The sequence below is a fragment of the Flavobacterium rivuli WB 3.3-2 = DSM 21788 genome (assembly GCF_000378485.1).
Taxonomy (GTDB): domain Bacteria; phylum Bacteroidota; class Bacteroidia; order Flavobacteriales; family Flavobacteriaceae; genus Flavobacterium; species Flavobacterium rivuli.
Genome location: NZ_KB899970.1, coordinates 86,336 through 103,323 on the forward strand (window position 1 = coordinate 86,336; position 16,988 = coordinate 103,323).

At 38.4% G+C, this 16,988-nt stretch carries 16 protein-coding genes; 4 read left to right on the forward strand and 12 right to left on the reverse strand.

All coding sequences use genetic code 11. The annotated features are described in order from the left end of the window. Positions 1–73: 73 nt before the first annotated feature. A complete protein-coding gene (locus tag F565_RS21525; protein WP_020213347.1) occupies positions 74–850 on the reverse strand; it encodes a DUF2490 domain-containing protein in 777 nt (258 codons plus the stop codon). A 181-nt stretch (positions 851–1,031) separates the two neighbouring features. Between F565_RS21525 and F565_RS0111345 the strand changes: the two genes are divergently transcribed. From F565_RS0111345 to F565_RS0111355, 3 genes are all read left to right on the forward strand, one after another. Beyond that, positions 1,032–2,087: a mechanosensitive ion channel family protein gene (locus F565_RS0111345; protein WP_020213348.1), complete on the forward strand. Its 1,056-nt coding sequence runs from the start codon at positions 1,032–1,034 to the stop codon at positions 2,085–2,087. A 103-nt stretch (positions 2,088–2,190) separates the two neighbouring features. Beyond that, on the forward strand, positions 2,191–2,622 hold the full coding sequence (locus F565_RS0111350; RefSeq protein ID WP_035642168.1) for a response regulator: 432 nt from the start codon (positions 2,191–2,193) through the stop codon (positions 2,620–2,622). A gap of 150 nt (positions 2,623–2,772) precedes the next feature. Further along, complete coding sequence (locus F565_RS0111355; RefSeq protein WP_169336022.1) at positions 2,773–3,417, forward strand: porin family protein; 645 nt, start codon at positions 2,773–2,775, stop codon at positions 3,415–3,417. Between the two features lie 209 nt (positions 3,418–3,626). Here the strand turns inward: F565_RS0111355 and F565_RS0111360 are convergent, their stop codons facing one another. The 11 genes from F565_RS0111360 to F565_RS0111415 all read right to left on the reverse strand — a co-directional run bounded on the left by F565_RS0111360 (position 3,627) and on the right by F565_RS0111415 (position 15,367). Then, positions 3,627–4,244 carry a hypothetical protein gene (locus F565_RS0111360; protein WP_020213351.1) on the reverse strand — a complete coding sequence of 206 codons (618 nt, stop codon included), beginning with the start codon at positions 4,242–4,244 and terminating at the stop codon, positions 3,627–3,629. Continuing rightward, the gene (gene rpoN, locus F565_RS0111365) at positions 4,245–5,723 is read right to left on the reverse strand and encodes an RNA polymerase factor sigma-54 (protein ID WP_020213352.1); all 1,479 of its coding nucleotides are present in this window, start codon (positions 5,721–5,723) and stop codon (positions 4,245–4,247) included. A 225-nt stretch (positions 5,724–5,948) separates the two neighbouring features. Next, entirely contained in the window at positions 5,949–6,944 is a 996-nt protein-coding gene (locus F565_RS0111370) for an acyltransferase family protein (protein WP_020213353.1), read from the reverse strand. Between the two features lie 149 nt (positions 6,945–7,093). Beyond that, entirely contained in the window at positions 7,094–8,542 is a 1,449-nt protein-coding gene (asnS, locus tag F565_RS0111375; protein WP_020213354.1) for an asparagine--tRNA ligase, read from the reverse strand. 584 nt (positions 8,543–9,126) lie between these two features. After that, entirely contained in the window at positions 9,127–11,610 is a 2,484-nt protein-coding gene (locus tag F565_RS0111385; RefSeq protein WP_020213356.1) for a DUF5686 family protein, read from the reverse strand. Positions 11,611–11,773: 163 nt separating this feature from the next. Beyond that, entirely contained in the window at positions 11,774–12,025 is a 252-nt protein-coding gene (locus tag F565_RS0111390) for a hypothetical protein (RefSeq protein WP_020213357.1), read from the reverse strand. A gap of 90 nt (positions 12,026–12,115) precedes the next feature. Next, positions 12,116–12,475: a DUF1648 domain-containing protein gene (locus tag F565_RS0111395; protein WP_020213358.1), complete on the reverse strand. Its 360-nt coding sequence runs from the start codon at positions 12,473–12,475 to the stop codon at positions 12,116–12,118. A gap of 54 nt (positions 12,476–12,529) precedes the next feature. After that, on the reverse strand, positions 12,530–13,090 hold the full coding sequence (frr, locus tag F565_RS0111400; RefSeq protein WP_020213359.1) for a ribosome recycling factor: 561 nt from the start codon (positions 13,088–13,090) through the stop codon (positions 12,530–12,532). Positions 13,091–13,126: 36 nt separating this feature from the next. Beyond that, positions 13,127–13,834 (reverse strand): UMP kinase, encoded by a 708-nt coding sequence (pyrH, locus tag F565_RS0111405; protein ID WP_020213360.1) that lies wholly within the window; start codon positions 13,832–13,834, stop codon positions 13,127–13,129. Between the two features lie 87 nt (positions 13,835–13,921). Further along, a complete protein-coding gene (locus F565_RS0111410) occupies positions 13,922–14,548 on the reverse strand; it encodes a hypothetical protein (protein ID WP_020213361.1) in 627 nt (208 codons plus the stop codon). Between the two features lie 39 nt (positions 14,549–14,587). Further along, a complete protein-coding gene (locus F565_RS0111415) occupies positions 14,588–15,367 on the reverse strand; it encodes a patatin-like phospholipase family protein (RefSeq protein ID WP_020213362.1) in 780 nt (259 codons plus the stop codon). Positions 15,368–15,466: 99 nt separating this feature from the next. Here F565_RS0111415 and F565_RS0111420 point away from each other — a divergent pair, with 99 nt between their 5' ends. Further along, positions 15,467–16,069, forward strand: a complete 603-nt coding sequence (locus F565_RS0111420) for a thioredoxin family protein (protein ID WP_020213363.1) — start codon at positions 15,467–15,469, stop codon at positions 16,067–16,069. Positions 16,070–16,988: the final 919 nt, after the last annotated feature.

Below are 16,988 nucleotides of genomic sequence, written 5' to 3' on the forward strand. Positions count from 1 at the left end.
GAACCATTGGGGAAGTAGTAATGCTTTTCTGATGGTTTTTTGTTTTGGCAGAGTTACACGAAAATGGGTTTTGTCAAAAAACATTTTCCAGCACAATATCAAAAGCTAAATAATTAGCATCCTTTATATGGTGTCCATGGCCTATAAGGTCGTTCATATAGCCAATATCAAAAGTTACCGGTATAGAATCTGGTGAATAGCTGTAGTAAAGGCAAAAACGGCTTTCCTTATATTCAAAATCACTCCAGCCCTCAGTATCATCGTTGCTTATAGAGAATAAAGCTTCGGCACTACCTACAAGGCTGCTTTCCGAATAAACGTCTAACGGAATGGTAGCCTGTGTTTTAAATCGTGATCGCAGTTGGAAGTCGTCTTCTACCGTTTCGAAATCGGGAGTGTAAAACTTCCTGATTTCTTCCCTAAAAGTACTTTTCCATTTAACCGATCCTATTTTTGCAGTATAGCTTAGCCTGCCATAACCCCTGAATTCCTGGTGGGTAGTAGGGGATTCTGCTTCATAAGGTTCTTTGCTGCTGTACTGGTTCTGGCTCCTGTAGCTTAGTGCATAGCTGTATTGCCAGTGGGTATTTAGTTTATGGTAAAACTCCTGGTTTAACACAATTATAGACTGCTTTTTAAACGGATTGGCGTCTCCTTCAGGATCGCTTATCCTCCCGATGCCTACATAAGTGACCGATGTGTTTTTTGCGTCCAGTTTTTGCCGCACACCTACCGCTCCCCAAAAAGCTGATTGTGTAGTGCCAAGCCCTGGAGGGCTTAACTGCGCATTACAATTTGAGATAAATAATACTAACACTATAGTTGTTATAAAGAATTTTAATGCGCTCATTGTAAGTGTTTTTATAGTACAAATGTTGAGCGTGAAACTGTAATGAATTTGGAATTTGCAAAACTTTAAGAGTAGTGTTATTTTAATTTAGGTAATGTTTTACGTGTAAAATGTTAATGATATCTATAATCCGTACCCTTTAAGAAACAGATTATTTAATTTTAAGGGTTAATGCTTTTCTATGAATAACTTCCATACAGACAGCCGGTTTTTGCAGTTCCTGGTATTTGGGTTCCTGGGCCTGGTACTCACATTCAGTATAGTGTTTTTTGTACTGAAGCGTATTGGGAAGGATCCTAAAAACCTGCTTCCCATAAATTTTGCAAACCGTATTAAAATCCCGCTGTTGCTCATAATTATAGCACTTGTATTGCGCATAGGCCTGCTAAATGATGTTTTTGAAGGGAGCTTAATGCTTATAATAGGTCATGTGTGCACACTCCTGCTCATTTTTGCCGTAACGTGGAGCTGCATTGTAATACTGCGGTCTTTTAAATCGGGTCTTATGCGCAAGTATGATATTACTGCCGATGATAACCTTAATGCCCGCCGTGTTTTTACCCAGTTTACTATTTTAGAACGGGTGGTAATATTCCTGCTTATTGTTTTTGCCATAGGTGTGGCTTTAATGAGCTTTGATGGTATTCGTGCTATAGGCATCAGTTTTCTTACCTCTGCCGGTATTGCCGGTATTATACTGGGCTTTTCGGCCCAAAAAATGCTGGGTACGCTGGTGGCCGGTATACAAATAGCTATAACGCAGCCTATACGGTTAGACGATGTTGTAATTGTAGAGGGCGAGTGGGGCTGGATAGAAGAAATTAACCTTACCTATGTAGTGGTGCGCATTTGGGATAAGCGCCGCATGGTATTGCCTACCACTTATTTTATAGAAAAACCTTTCCAGAACTGGACAAGGACCACCTCTGAAATTTTGGGTACCGTATTTATTTATACCGATTTTGGCCTTCCGGTAGATGCGCTTCGTGAAGAACTTACGCGGTTATTAAAGTCGACCCCGCTTTGGGATGGTAATGTAAATGTGCTGCAGGTTACTAATGCTACCGAGACAGGTATGGAGATAAGGGCGCTTATGAGCTCTAAAAACTCTCCCACTTCGTGGGATCTGCGCGTATTCATCCGCGAAAAGCTCATCACATTTATACAGCAAAACTATCCCGATTGCCTGCCTAAAACGCGTATTTCGGTTAAGGGAAAGGATGAACCCTCGTTGTAAGAATGATTTTAAACTATCTTAATAATAACTATTTAGCATAATTTTAAGTTTTAAATTGTCAGTATGTTTTTACATTTGAAAGAATATCTAAATGTTAAAAATTATGTCTAAAACAGGGCCGATTATTATAATTGAAGACGATGAGGATGATAAACATATTTTTGAAACCATTGTAAGAGAATTGGGTTATAAAAACCTTATAATATGGCATGAAAATACGGATCAGACCTTTGATTATTTATGTAATACTACCGATTCGCCTTTTGTTATCTTTTCAGATGTTAACCTTCCCAGAATGAATGGGCTTGATTTCAAGAAAAAAATTGATGATGTGCCGGAGCTTCGCAAAAAAAGTATTCCATATATATTTTACTCTACATCGGCAAACCAGCATGATGTAAATACGGCATATACCCAAATGACAATACAGGGTTTCTTTAAAAAGGAAAATGATTATGAAACAATGAAAAAAAATATAAAGCTGATATTAGAGTATTGGTCGGTTTGCAGGCATCCTAATTTAAATGTATTTTAGGCTAAACATAACCGCTTGTTTATATAAAAAGTGTTGCTAAACTTTTGCATCTTTGTAATTCTGTAAATTATAACTATTGCTATGCGGTTTTTAAAACTACTGTTTTTATTCTTATTTGCCTTGCCGCTTTGGTCTCAAACCCAGGAGGAAATGAAACCTGTAGAGACCGACAGCCTTGCTCCTGTGGCCGACCCCAAATACCGCGAAGATCAGTTTTATGCAACTATAACCTATAACCTTATCCAGGCAACGCCCCCGGGATATAATCAATATTCATTCTCTACGGGTTTAAGCACCGGTTTTTTAAGAGATATGCCTGTTAATAAACGCCGTAACCACTCTGTTGCTTTAGGCTTCGGGTATTCATACAACAATATTAAACACAGCCTTGCAGTGCAGCAGGCAGGTGGTGTAAATACGTATACGCCACTATCCAGCGATAAATATGACAGGAATAAACTTGTGCTGCATTATCTGGAAGTTCCGTTAGAGTTAAGGTGGCGAAATTCTGACTCCATAAGCCATAAATTTTGGCGGGTTTACCTTGGCTTTAAGGCCAGCTATCTGTTTTATGATAAAGCCCAGTACGAATTTCAGGGTGCTACTGCAAAAGTTACTAATGATGCTAATCTTAACAAACTGGTTTATGGCACGTACTTATCTGTAGGGTGGAACACTTGGAATTTTTATGCTTACTATGGCCTTACGCCATTATACAATAATGCTGTAACAATTAATGGCGATAAACTAACCATGCATGCTATAAAGGTTGGGCTTGTTTTTTATATACTTTAAAAACAGTCAGAACATATAGTTTAGTAAAATATGCTACTGCATTATTTGTACCATTATTAATATAATCCAGTCTAAATAATTTGTCACGCAAAGTCGCCAAGACGCAAAGCTGTATCGAAACTTAATTTAGTATATAGCTTTGCGTCTTGGCGACTTTGCGTGAAATAAATGGCAGAAAAAATTGGGCTAATATATATTCATAAATGGTATTACAACGAAGGCAATAACCAAAAATACCACAACCCAATTTGGGGTACTATACCAATTAAAGTTCCTGATGCTAACTCTTTTAAGGTATGTGCCTTAGCCTGAATGCGTGACGATGCTACAGAGCCCATGCATACTGTTAAAAATGCTACTGTGCTTATAAGTTGTATGTGGTAATAAACTGATATGCTTACTGCGAAGATAAAAAACGACGCTATTGCCATCATGTGCAGGCTTGCTTTATGGTTAAACAGTACCAGTGTTAATGCAAGTAACGTACTTATAAGTAAGCCGGTAAAGTAATTAGACAGCTCCGGTATCATAAAGGTGGAAAAGCTGTGCTTTATGAGCATGAAAAGCAACAGGGCATAAAAAGCTAAGGGCAGCCTGCGCTCTTTTTTACTCAGCATTATTTTAGACTTTATAAGCCCTAACGACCTTAGTAAATAATATAAAGATATTGGTAACAGTACTGTAAGAATAAGCACCTGCACAAAAACGAGGTAAATTTCGTTTTGGTAAAAAAAGTTATGAGCTATAAAAAAGTAAAATACAGTAACATAAGCCGGTATAAATAACGGGTGAAAAATGTAACTGAACGACTGTAAAAACTTTTGCATTTATATCTTCTTCCTCATCCTGGCTACAGGAATATCAAGCTGCTCGCGGTATTTTGCAATAGTTCGCCTGGCAATAGGGTAGCCTTTCTCTTTAAGTATATCGGCAAGTTTATCATCCGGTAAAGGTTTACGTTTGTCTTCTTCGCCTATAACATTTTGCAGGATTTTTTTTATCTCAATAGTAGATACATCTTCGCCCTGGTCGTTTTTCATGGCTTCAGAGAAAAACTCCTTAATGAGCTTGGTGCCATAAGGTGTTTCTACATATTTACTGTTTGCCACACGCGATACGGTAGAAATATCTAACCCCACAAGGTCTGCAATATCTTTAAGTATCATGGGTTTAAGCCTGCCTTCATCACCGTCGAGAAAATACTCTTCCTGATAGTGCATTATGGCGTTCATGGTAACAAAAAGCGTTTCCTGGCGCTGGCGAATGGCATCTATAAACCATTTTGCCGAATCAAGCTTTTGCTTAATAAACTGCACGGCATCTTTTTGCTGGGCACTTTTATCGCGGCTGTCTTTATAGCTTTGCAGCATTTCCTGATAGTCTTTGCTAACATGCAGTTCCGGCGCATTACGGCCATTAAGGCTAAGTTCCAGTTCTCCGTCTACAATTTTTATGGCAAAATCTGGCACTACATGCTCTACGTCTTTAGAGTTGCTGTCATAAGCACCGCCCGGTTTAGGGTTAAGGTGTTCAATTTCGTCAATGGCACTACGAAGCTGGTCGTTTGTAATGTCATATTTTTGCAAAAGCTTGTCGTAATGCTTTTTGGTAAAAGCATCAAACTGGTCTTCGAGTATATTAATAGCCAACTCTGTAGACTGTGTAGGAGTTTTAAATTTAAGCTGTAGTAACAAGCATTCCTGAAGGTCGCGTGCGCCTACACCGGCCGGTTCAAGCTGATGGATAATATGCAGTATATGTTCTACAGTATTTTCATCGGTATAAATACCCTGGGTAAAAGCAAGGTCATCTACAATATCAGGAATACTGCGGCGTATGTATCCCATGTCATCAATACTGCCTACTAAAAATTCGGCAATATCCCTCTCATCATCTGTAAGGATAAAAGTATTTAACTGGTCGGTAAGGCTTTGATGAAAACTTACAGATGCCGCAAATGGCATACTACGGTCTTCGTCATCATCGCTATAATTATTAGCTTGTAGCTTGTAGCCGGGAGTTTCATCATCGCTAAGGTATTCGTCTATATTAATCTCATCGGCTTCTATACGTTCGCCTTCATAATCATCATAGTCGTCATAGCTTTCATCGTTTGTGGTGTTGTCAAACTCATCACGTTCAAACTCATCTTCTTCCTTGCCGGTTTCCAGCGCAGGGTTTTCTACCATCTCTTCTTTAAGGCGCTGCTCAAAGGCCTGCGTAGGCAACTGTATCAGCTTCATCAGCTGTATTTGCTGCGGAGATAGTTTTTGAGATAATTTTAATTGTAAATTTTGCTTGAGCATAATAAAAACGGTGATTTTGTACAGTATAAAATTACAAAAAAACCAGCATACTTATTAATGCTTTTTAGATAAAATTAATAGAAATAAAAATCAGGGTACACTTTTTGATAATGGCAGATTTTTATACGAATGGTTTGCGAATAATTTTTAAGAATAAAATACAACTTGATACAAGAAGGCCTTACAAATTTAATTGTAAAGCCTTCTTGTATTTAAGCTATAGTTTTATAAAGTTTGTCTGTCTATTACTGTTTCAACACTTTTTTTATATTTTACTTTATTAGAAAGATTGGCTGACGGAATTTCTATTAATAAATAAAATACATAACTAACGGCATAAACAAATAGTATAGCCGCTATAAGCAGTGCCCAGCAATAGGACGGGCTAATATATCTTGCTAAAAGATTGATTAATTTTATCCCGAAAACAAAATGTATCAGATACACTGAATAGGATATTTCTCCTAAAAAATTTAAAGGCTTCGGTACTTTATATTTGTAAAAAAATATAAACAGAATTGTTAATAATGCTATAAATGCAGAAGGCAGTTCTTTAAAATAAAATAAAGCTGTTAAAGAAGCCGCCAAGCCTACAGCATTAAATAGTAATTTTTGTTTACTATATATAAAGTACCCAAAAATGCCAACTAAAAAATACAAGGTGTAATTAAAAAATTTTACATAACCCACCAATGTAGTTTGAGAAAGTACAATTAAAAGTGGCAATATAACTATTGCTGCCAGTGCTGGATATTTTTTAAATACCGGAAAAAATAATCCAATGAACAGATAATATATAACCTCTACCCCAAGAGTCCAGAAAACAGGATTACTTTTAGGAAAATGTAAGTAAAAAAAGCTCTTGGTTATTGATATGGCGTTTTCTTCATATACTTGTCCTGTAGCTTTATAAGAGAGATAACTTAATACAAGTGTAAGGATTAAAGCGGCTATGTAAGGAGGATGTAGCCTGTAAGCGCGTTTTTTTAAAAAAGCTGCGTAACTGGTTAGTTTGTAATGTGCCTGGTCTAAACTTAAAGGGATTACAAAACCGGATATCACAAAAAACATTTGGACACCATAACGCCCGTAATCCCGAAAAAAAGCAAATAGATCACCAAATTTCGGGTCATTTGTAAACATCCTTCCAAAATGAGATAATACAACGGCAAGGGCTGCTACCCCTCTTAAAATCATTAAACTGTAAACCTGCTTTTTCATTATAGATTTAATTTTTGAATTTTAAGATAGCAAAATGATATTTAGCGGTATTGTCCTAATGCTTTAAAACTATAAAAAAAAGGCATTATAATATCTCTCTGCATAAAACATTGAAATACTATATTGCCTAAAGGATGTTAGCAAATATATTAAAACTCTGCGTTTTGTGGAGTCCTTGGGAAAGGGATTACGTCACGAATGTTTGTCATACCGGTTACAAAAAGTACAAGGCGCTCAAAGCCAAGGCCAAAACCGCTGTGTACGGCTGTACCAAAACGGCGGGTATCAAGGTACCACCATAACTCTTTTTCATCAATACCCAAATCGGCAATTTTTTGCTGAAGGATGTCAAGGCGTTCCTCACGTTGCGAGCCACCTACAATTTCTCCAATACCGGGGAAAAGTATATCCATAGCTCTAACGGTTTGCCTGTCCTGAGGGGCATCATCGTTAAGCCTCATGTAAAAGGCCTTAATTTTTGCAGGGTAATCGTATAAAATTACCGGGCATTTAAAGTGCTTTTCAACTAAGAATCGCTCGTGCTCACTTTGCAGGTCGGCACCCCATTCTTCTATAATATAATTGAATTTTTTATTCTTGTTAGGCTTACTGCTTTTTAGTATATCTATAGCCTCTGTATAGCTTACACGCTTAAAGTTGTTTTCTAAAACAAAGTTTAGCTTTTCCAGCAGGCTCATTTCGCTACGCTCGGCAGCAGGTTTGGTTTTCTCCTCATCTGTAAGACGCTGGTTTAAAAACGCAAGGTCGTCCGGGCATTTATCAAGAGCATATTTAATAACATACTGTATAAAATCTTCGGCAAGGTCCATGTTATCGTCCAGGTTATTAAAGGCAACCTCCGGCTCTACCATCCAGAACTCGGCAAGGTGGCGGCTTGTGTTACTGTTCTCTGCACGAAACGTAGGGCCAAAAGTGTATACCTGTCCAAGAGCCATAGCATAAGTTTCTGCCTCAAGCTGGCCAGACACTGTTAGGTTAGTCTCTTTACCAAAAAAGTCTTCTTTGTAGTTTACGCTGCCATCGTCATTTTTTGGGGCATCATTTACAGGGAATGATGTTACATGAAACATTTCTCCCGCACCTTCGGCATCGCTGCCTGTAATAATAGGAGTGTTTACATATACAAAGCCTTTTTCCTGAAAGTACTGGTGTATGGCAAAAGATAATACAGAACGTACCCTCATGATAGCGCCAAAAGCATTAGTACGCACTCGCAGGTGAGCCTGCTCCCTTAAAAATTCGAGGCTTGGTTTGTTGCGCAGTTGTATTGGGTATTTTTCGGCATCGCTATCACCCAGTATTTCAAGGTGTTTTACCTGTATTTCAAATTTTTGTCCTGCGCCCTGGCTTTCGGCAAGATTACCGGTTACTAATACAGCAGCACTTGTTGTAAGCCTTTTAAGCGTTTCGGGCGATGTGTTTTCAAAATCTACCACTGCCTGTATATTATGAATTACAGACCCGTCATTTATAGCTAAGAACTGATTATTCCTAAACGTTCTTACCCATCCTTTTACGGTTACATTGTCAATTGGCTTTGTGCTGTTTAACAGGTCTTTAATTTTTGTGTGCTTCATTTTTTAAAAGATTTAAATCTTTGTTTGTCTATCTTATTACAGGGTTATGCTCTAAACGGGATTAAACCGTAAACGCAAATGCCTGCAAATGTACTAAAAAGCGTAAAGATGTAATATGGGTTTGTTATATTAAAAGTCTTTTTTTATAGATATAATAGTATAGAGGTCTATAATTGCAAATTTGTTGTAAAGCCAGTAAATACTGCATTAAGTATTTTTTAGAGTCGTTTGTAGGATTACCGTTCCTTTGTTTTTACAATCCGTTGGTTTAGGGCAAAAGTAATTAAAGCCGGCTCAATGGCCAGCAGGACAATAACCCAAAATTATTTTGTTGCACTAAATTCGCAAAACAGGTTTCATTACCGGTAATTTCAATAGATACTGATGAGGATAATGTTGCTGAGTACAATAATGGTATTTATGTTGCAGGTAAGGATTTTGATACATGGAGAACCAATTTTCCTGATGGAGCAGGTATTACAGGTGCTGCAAATTATCAGCGTAGTGCCTGCTATTTAAAAAAATGCCCTGTCTTATTTTAGGCAGGGCATTTTTTTAAATTAAATATTTCGGTACTTTTTCATCTAAAACAAATTGAAAACAAAGGATAGTTTTACAGATATATTCCTGTCGAATTGCGGCAGGTGGTAAGGGCCATACCTGTAAAAAGTAGATAACCCAAGGCCGTGGAAGATTTCGTTAAACTCTACACCACTTTCATAGTACCCTTTTTCGAGTGTTTTATATTGCAGCCCTATATGGTCACGGTTATTATCCATAGCACCCCATGCAAAGCGGGTAACCAGCATAGGGGAAAGCTTTATACTCCTGAAAACCGTAAAACGTGTTAGCCCATGCTTAAGTTGTACCATCATGTAGCGGCTCGAAAAGAATTCATTAAAATACATGGTTTCAAAACTGTTTTTACCGGCAATGGTTATACGCGCCAGTACACCCTCTCTGTCAAGGTTATTGGGCGATGTACTGTATAAATGGGTTAAGGGTGTATCGCCTATGGCAAGCCCCGTTTGTAATAATGCAGTAGTTTTTTGCCCGTTAAGGTACTTCTGTTCAAACTCTGCCCTGAAGTCCAGCTTGCCAAAATTAAAATCGCTGCCAAATATACCCGATACGGCCTGGGTGTATTGAAAAGCAAACTTAGGGAATCTTTTTTCTATCTCTATACGTCCCTGTGGGGTCTGCATAAAATCGCTAAAGGGGTTCCATTGTATGGCTACAGATGCTGTAGTGAGGTTAAACACCGTAAACGGATTTCCATCAGGATTATACAAATAAAGAAACTTAGGGTCTATCCTGCTACGGCTAAGCTGCCACATACTTTCGGTTTTGGGCAGTATGCGCGTTTCTATAAAGCCCTGCCACCTCTGGTAATTATAAAAGGTAGAAATATTTATGGGTCGTGGGTCGTAAATTTTAAACACACGTTTGTCTGTAGCAAAAGAGGTGCTGCCTATCTCCTGGATGTCATCTGTATAAGAACCGCCTATCCATGAGTTAGAAAATTTACCTACACGTACTGCTACGCCCAGGTTGTATTTAAACTGCCCGTCTTTAGTACCGTATGCTCCATAAGTGCTTATCCTGAAGGTTTCGGCAAACTTATCGTTAGTAATTCCGCCAATACCCAACCTAAAACCTTCATAGTTATTGTATTTTACTATAGATCGTATATCGAGGTCTATGGGTCCTACAGGTATATAGCCGTTAATAATGCGCCTGCCCAGTATAATACGCTGTTCCCAGTTGTCTTTTGCCACAAGGCTATCAAGAGTAGAGTAAGTAGTCAGGCTTCGGGAATCAAGAGTGTCCGGCCTAAAGCGGTTCCAGTATTCTTCGGGTCTGTTTATGGCGTCGTCTTTAATTTCGATCGCTACAGAAGATCTTCTTATGGTAAGCGGAATATTAAACTCTTTATCAAAATTATCCGATTCAGAGTAAAGGTACACATAATCCGATGGCTCTTTTTCCCGCTTATGGTCCTTGCTGTCTATGGCATCAAACTTAATAGTTTCGCCAAGAATTTTAATATCCTGTTTGTTGTTGCCCTTTACAATTTTAAGCGTTTTACGGTCAGGAAACCACAAATGCTGTTCTTCGTTATATGTAAAAAAATGGGTAGATGTTATGTCCATTACATTCTTAACCCTGAATATTGCCTTAGCAACACCATAATTTAGCTTGTCTATATAAAGAACTCCATTAAGTTTATATTTTTCACGGCGTTTATGGCTAAAGTATATCATAAAGGCGCTGCGGTTATCTATGGTTACCGTATCAAGAATTTTAAAATTGTATTCGAGCAATGCGTCATCTGCTAATGGGCCTGCATATTTAGTTTCAAAAATCTCTATCTTGTCCGTATAAACAGAGTACGACTGTAAATTAAGCCCTATAAATTCGTACAATGGTTGCTTAAAGCCTGCCATTCGTGTGGCAAGTACTTCTTCTTTAAGTCCCTGGTTGCGGTTAAATTTAAACTCTGATACCTTCTCAGTTTGGTATAAATGCTGGCGGTCTATAATTTTCTTAAACTTAAAAATAGTAGAATCCAGCTTTTGGAAACGTTTTCCCAGCTTTTCATAAGCAAAAACAGAGTCCAGCTTTCCGCTTATAGAATCGGGGTTTGCAGTAACCACAAGCCTGTCGTAAGTTTTGTATTTAAAGCTTTCCAGTTTGCGTTGCGGGTCGGTCAGCAACTTTCGCCTTATAGCCCTGCCCATAAGTTCGTTGGCAGGATTAGTGGCATTAATAACAACTTCCTTTAAAACTTCCGGTAAGGGGGTGAGCTTAATGGTGTAAAATTTACGTGAAGTGGTAACACTTACCTTTTGCTGTTTATAACCTGTATATGTTACTGTAAAGCTATTTCCGGGATCGGTTACTATTACTTTTCCATCAACATCGGCTATAAAGTTTTTGTTATGTGCAATTACCGTAGCAAAAGGCAATGCACTGTTGTTTTCAGCATCTTTTACGGTAACCGTAATGGCAGTTTGTGCCCCAGCGGTAAGAGTAAATAATAAAAGCAAAAACGTAAGGATTTTCATGAAGTATGCTGGGGTTCTTCTTTAAAATAGAAAGTATGTAAGTTCCTGTTTATTTAAGTAACGAAATGCCACTGCAAAGATAACGGGTTTTAAACTATTTTATGGTGCAAAAAAAATCCGTCTTTAAGACGGACTATATAACGGTGCTATTTATCTTCAATAATTACCAGGATTTCATTTCATCACGAAGTTCGTCATCTGTTATGAAATTTCCTTCTCTAATGTCTTTTATCCCTTCATTAATATGAGCTTTATACTCATTAACATTAAGGGGTTTCCCTAACGATGAATAGGCAACGATAACTTCATCTTCTGTAGTTTCTTCCTTTAATGCAAGCAGTTTTTCAAAAGTAGCTTTATTGCTAATGTGCATCACCCAGTCTAATAATTCGAGTTTGGTTAAAGCTATATCCATGGCGGTGGTATTAATAATGTAAAGATAACGACTTTTCTGAAAATTTATGATGCTTAAATTGCCGCACTTTTACAGATACAAAACAGCTGATTATTTAAATAGTATTATCGAAAATACTATCGATATTTTAATGGCTACTATTGCAAGAATCAGTCTCGCGTTATCAATAGATTCTGCTCTCTCTTTAGGAGTCATTTCAGGTGTTGGTCGCATCCATTTTTGGCAATTAGCTACTGTAACCGTTATAACCATAAGTAAAACGGCATTTAGCGTAACCAGCCACCATAAAGAACTTTTGTCTCCATAACTGTCATCACCTCCGTTGTAGCTATGAACAACAATGTTATTGGGAATGCTGCCGTATGCAAATACTAAAACAACACAGTTAACTATAAATATTAGGCCGGCAAGGGCAAGCAGTATTTTATTCTTTTTAGAAATAGTATCCATCTGACAGCAAATTAGCAACCAAAAAAAAATCCGCCTCATGGGCGGACTTTCAATTTATACTTTCATGATCTCTGCTTCCTTAAGGGCAAGCAGCTCATCTACTTTTTTAATGTAAGCATTGGTAAGATCCTGAACCTCTTCTTCGGCGCCTTTACACACATCTTCAGAGAGTCCGTCTTTTTCAAGTTTCTTAATATCCGTATTAGCTTCCTTACGGGCACTGCGTATACCTATCTTGGCATCTTCGGCCTCAACCTTTGCCTGTTTTGCAAGGTCGCGCCTTCTCTCCTCTGTAAGTGCAGGAACATTAATAATAATGTTATCGCCATTGTTCATAGGGTTAAAGCCTAAGTTAGCTATCATAATGGCCTTTTCTATAGGGTGCAGCATGTTCTTTTCCCATGGTGTAACGGTAATGGTACGTGCATCGGGCACATTTATGTTTGCCACCTGAGATAGCGGTGTTGCCGACCCATAGTAATCTACCTTAACACCACCCAGCATAGCAGGGCTTGCCTTACCGGCACGTATGTTCAGGAATTCTTTTTCAAGGTGGGCTAACGATCCTTCCATTAGCTCTTTAGTACTATCTAAAATAAAATCAATCTCTTCCATAGCGTGTTTTAATTCTGTTCTTTTTATAGTAAAAAATTAAACGTTTACAGTAGTTCCTACAAGTTCGCCGTCGCATACCTTAACAAGGTTGCCGGGTTTATTCATATCAAAAACAATAATAGGCAATGCATTTTCCTGGCTTAGGGTAAACGCAGTGGTATCCATTACATTAAGCCCTTTTTTAAGCACATCTTCAAAGGTAAGCGTGTCATATTTAGTGGCTGTAAGGTCTTTCTCCGGGTCGGCGGTATAAATACCGTCTACACGGGTGCCTTTAAGTATAACATCGGCTTCTACCTCTACACCCCTAAGTACTGCAGCAGTATCTGTAGTAAAGTATGGGTTACCGGTACCGGCACCAAATATTACAATACGGCCTTTTTCAAGGTGGCGTACCGCTTTTCTTTTTATGTAAGGCTCTGCAATAGCTTTAATTTCAAGGGCAGTTTGCAGGCGGGTCTGCATTCCTGCATCTTCCAGGGCGCCTTGTAGTGCCATGCCGTTTATAACAGTGGCAAGCATACCCATATAATCTCCCTGAACCCTGTCCATACCATTACTGGCTCCGGCTAAACCCCTAAAGATGTTGCCACCGCCTATAACAATTGCAATTTGTACACCTTTATCATGTATCAGTTTTATTTCCTGGGCATATTCTGCAAGACGTTGCGGGTCTATACCATATTGCCTCTCGCCCATAAGGGCCTCACCGCTTAGCTTTAACAGGATCCGGTTGTATTTCATCAGGGTTTGTTTTAGATTGGTGCAAATATAATAATAAAAGTTTTCTTTAGTAACGAGATTATATTGTAATTTTTGGATTGAACGTACTTAAAACAGCCAGTCTTCAGGTATAAGCGGATCTCTATTTGTAAAGTATCTTATCTGTTTAAGTGATAAATTCGCAATAATTTCATCCTCCTCTAAAAACTTAGAAAGACGATTGTAGGGTCTGTCTCTTCCATTAGTATACGGCATAATTAACTCTATATTTCCAACCTCATCAAAGTAAAAGCTATATAGCGAGTCAGATTTGACGTTCAATAAATCGGTAAGATGAAGCTTTTTAAATGTAGAGCCTTGTATGGGTATCAATTCAGAAGTAAAAGATCTACTTGCTAAAAGCTTGCCATTTATAAGAACCTCTATACTATAATCTTTGGAGAGTACACCGTTTTGATAAATCTTTGATTGCCAAACCTCATAGTTGTTTTTGGTTTCCTTTTCGCTTCTGATATTCCAATACACTGTCGTATCTATTTCTTCTACAATATCTGTAAATTCTTGCCCAGGTAATAAATAACAGATACCTTCCTGTAGTATCATGTTTTCAAATATTTCCTCCTTAACTACAATGTCATTTTGTAAATATAGTTTTGTGTAGTTTTTAATGGATTTTAATTCTGCCTCTGGAAAAGGAGAATTATAATTATCTCTGTATTCGATATTTACTTTCATTATTTTAATTAAGTAGTAATGGATATGCTTAACTTGAAGCTAAACAATAAGCTCGGTATACGACTTTTTTGCGGCTTCATAACCTATCCTGAAAATCTCGTCCATCTTGGCTTTGTTGGTTTCAAAAGTGCTGTATAACGCCAGTTCATCAGGGCTTATAACCCAGTCGCATAACGTAAACTTTTGCATGTTACTGTTGGCCGAAAGCAAGTCGTAAGCCCTTGTGGTTATCGATTTTATAGATTTCAGATCGGCAGCCTCAATTTTCTGTATCGGGCTCACATAAATACCTATCAGGGTATCGCAGCGTCCCTGCAACACATCGGTAGGGAAATGGTTAATGATCCCGCCATCGCTGTATATGCGCCCATCAATTTCATAAGGCGATATAACCCCGGGAAATGCAGATGATGCAAGAACAGCATCGGCAATTTTTGTTTCGGCACCAAATATCTTAAGCTTTCCCGACACCAAATCGGTAGCGGTAAGGTGCATTTTATAAGGCAGGTCGCCAAGGGTTGCATCTTTAAAAATATGGTAAAAATAATCACGAAAGGCGCTTGAATCTATAAAGCCGGGTTTGCTAAATGTAAAATGTTTCCAGTGAAAGAAATAAATGGATTTGAAGAATTCCAGTATTTCTTCGGGCTGCTTGCCCCAGGCATATAAAGATGACACAATGGCACCCGAGCTGGTGCCTGCAATATGCGATGGACGTAAGCCTATTTCGTCGAAAAATTTTAGTACACCCGCGTGGGCTATGCCTTTGGTACCACCACCCGATAGGATGATGCCAATGGTGTTTCCTTCAAATTTCATTGTAGATGTAATTTCATGACTAAATTACTGCTTTTTATTGAATGGTCTTTTTTTTGAAGTACTTAAAGCGGAATTATTTTTTCCACTTAATTTTGCATTATGACAGCAACAGAATCTATCATCGAAAAAAGCCTGAAAAACAGTTACTCGTATACTGAATACAGGAACCATGTGTCGCAATTATTATTAGAAGGCCTTAGCACAGGCACTACACAAAGTGAAGCCCTAACCCATTACAGCACGCTTAACGAGGTGCGTATGAACCGCCTTGACAAGACCATAAAAATACCGCAGGACATAAACGATACCCTTAAAAACTTAGACAAGGAATATACACTGCTTGTAATCTCTGAAGGATGGTGTGGCGATGCGGCACAGATACTTCCTGTTATTAACAAAATGACGGAAGCTACTGATAGGCTCGATTTGCAGATTGTTTTGCGCGACGATAATCCTGAGTTGATGGATGCCTACCTTACCAATGGCAGCCGTTCTATACCTAAACTAATTTTATTAGATAAAGAAACTTTAGAGCCGATAAACAGTTGGGGCCCACGCCCGGCAGAGGCCGCTAAGCTTATTGTGGATTTTAAACAAAAACATGGCATTATAAACGAAGAAGCCAAAACCGAATTGCAAAAATGGTATTTGCATGATAAAGGTTTAAGCACCATGCAGGAAATTGTAGGGTTGTTGGGGTGATTTTTTGAGTATATAACTTTAGATTATCCGTTTTGTCATTCCGACGAAGGAGGAATCTCTATTTATAAAGTAAGTAAGATTCTTCGACTTGGTTACACTTCTTTTTCATATACGGAATACGGCAAGAGTGTAGCTGGCTCCCCCTCTTGAGAGGGGTTGGGGGTGTGTTGTTTAGTGACAGATCGCTTCATACCTCACGATTACAGTACTTGAAAAAGGTGGTAGTTAGATTTTGAGATTCTTCGGCTGCGTTACACTTCGCTCAGAATGACATAACATGAGTTTAAAGTAGATAAATTTGAGGCTCTGTCATTCCGACGAAGGAGGAATCTCTATTTATAAAGTAAGTAAGATTCTTCGACTTCGTTACACTTATTTTTCATATACGGAATACGGTAAGAGTGTAGCTTGCTCCCCTCTTGAGAGTGGGGGTGTGTTGTGGACAGATCGTTCGGTGCTTTGCGATGCCAGACGTGAAAAAGGTGGTAGTTAGATTTTGAGATTCTTCGGCTGCGTTACACTTCGCTCAGAATGACATAACATGAGTTTAAAGTAGATAAATTTGAGGCTCTGTCATTCCGACGAAGGAGGAATCTCTATTTATAAAGTAAGTAAGATTCTTCGACTTCGTTACACTTATTTTTCATATACGGAATACGGTAAGAGTGTAGCTTGCTCCCCTCTTGAGAGTGGGGGTGTGTTGTGGACAGATCGCTTCGTGCCTTGCGATGACAGTACGTGAAAAAGGTGGTAGTTAGATTTTGAGATTCTTCGGCTGCGTTACACTTCGCTCAGAATGACATAACATGAGTTTAAAGTAGATAAATTTAGGTTCTGTCATTCCGACGAAGGAGGAATCTCTAATGATAAATTGAGATTCTTTGGCTATGTTGTACTTCGCTCAGAATGACAAACTAAG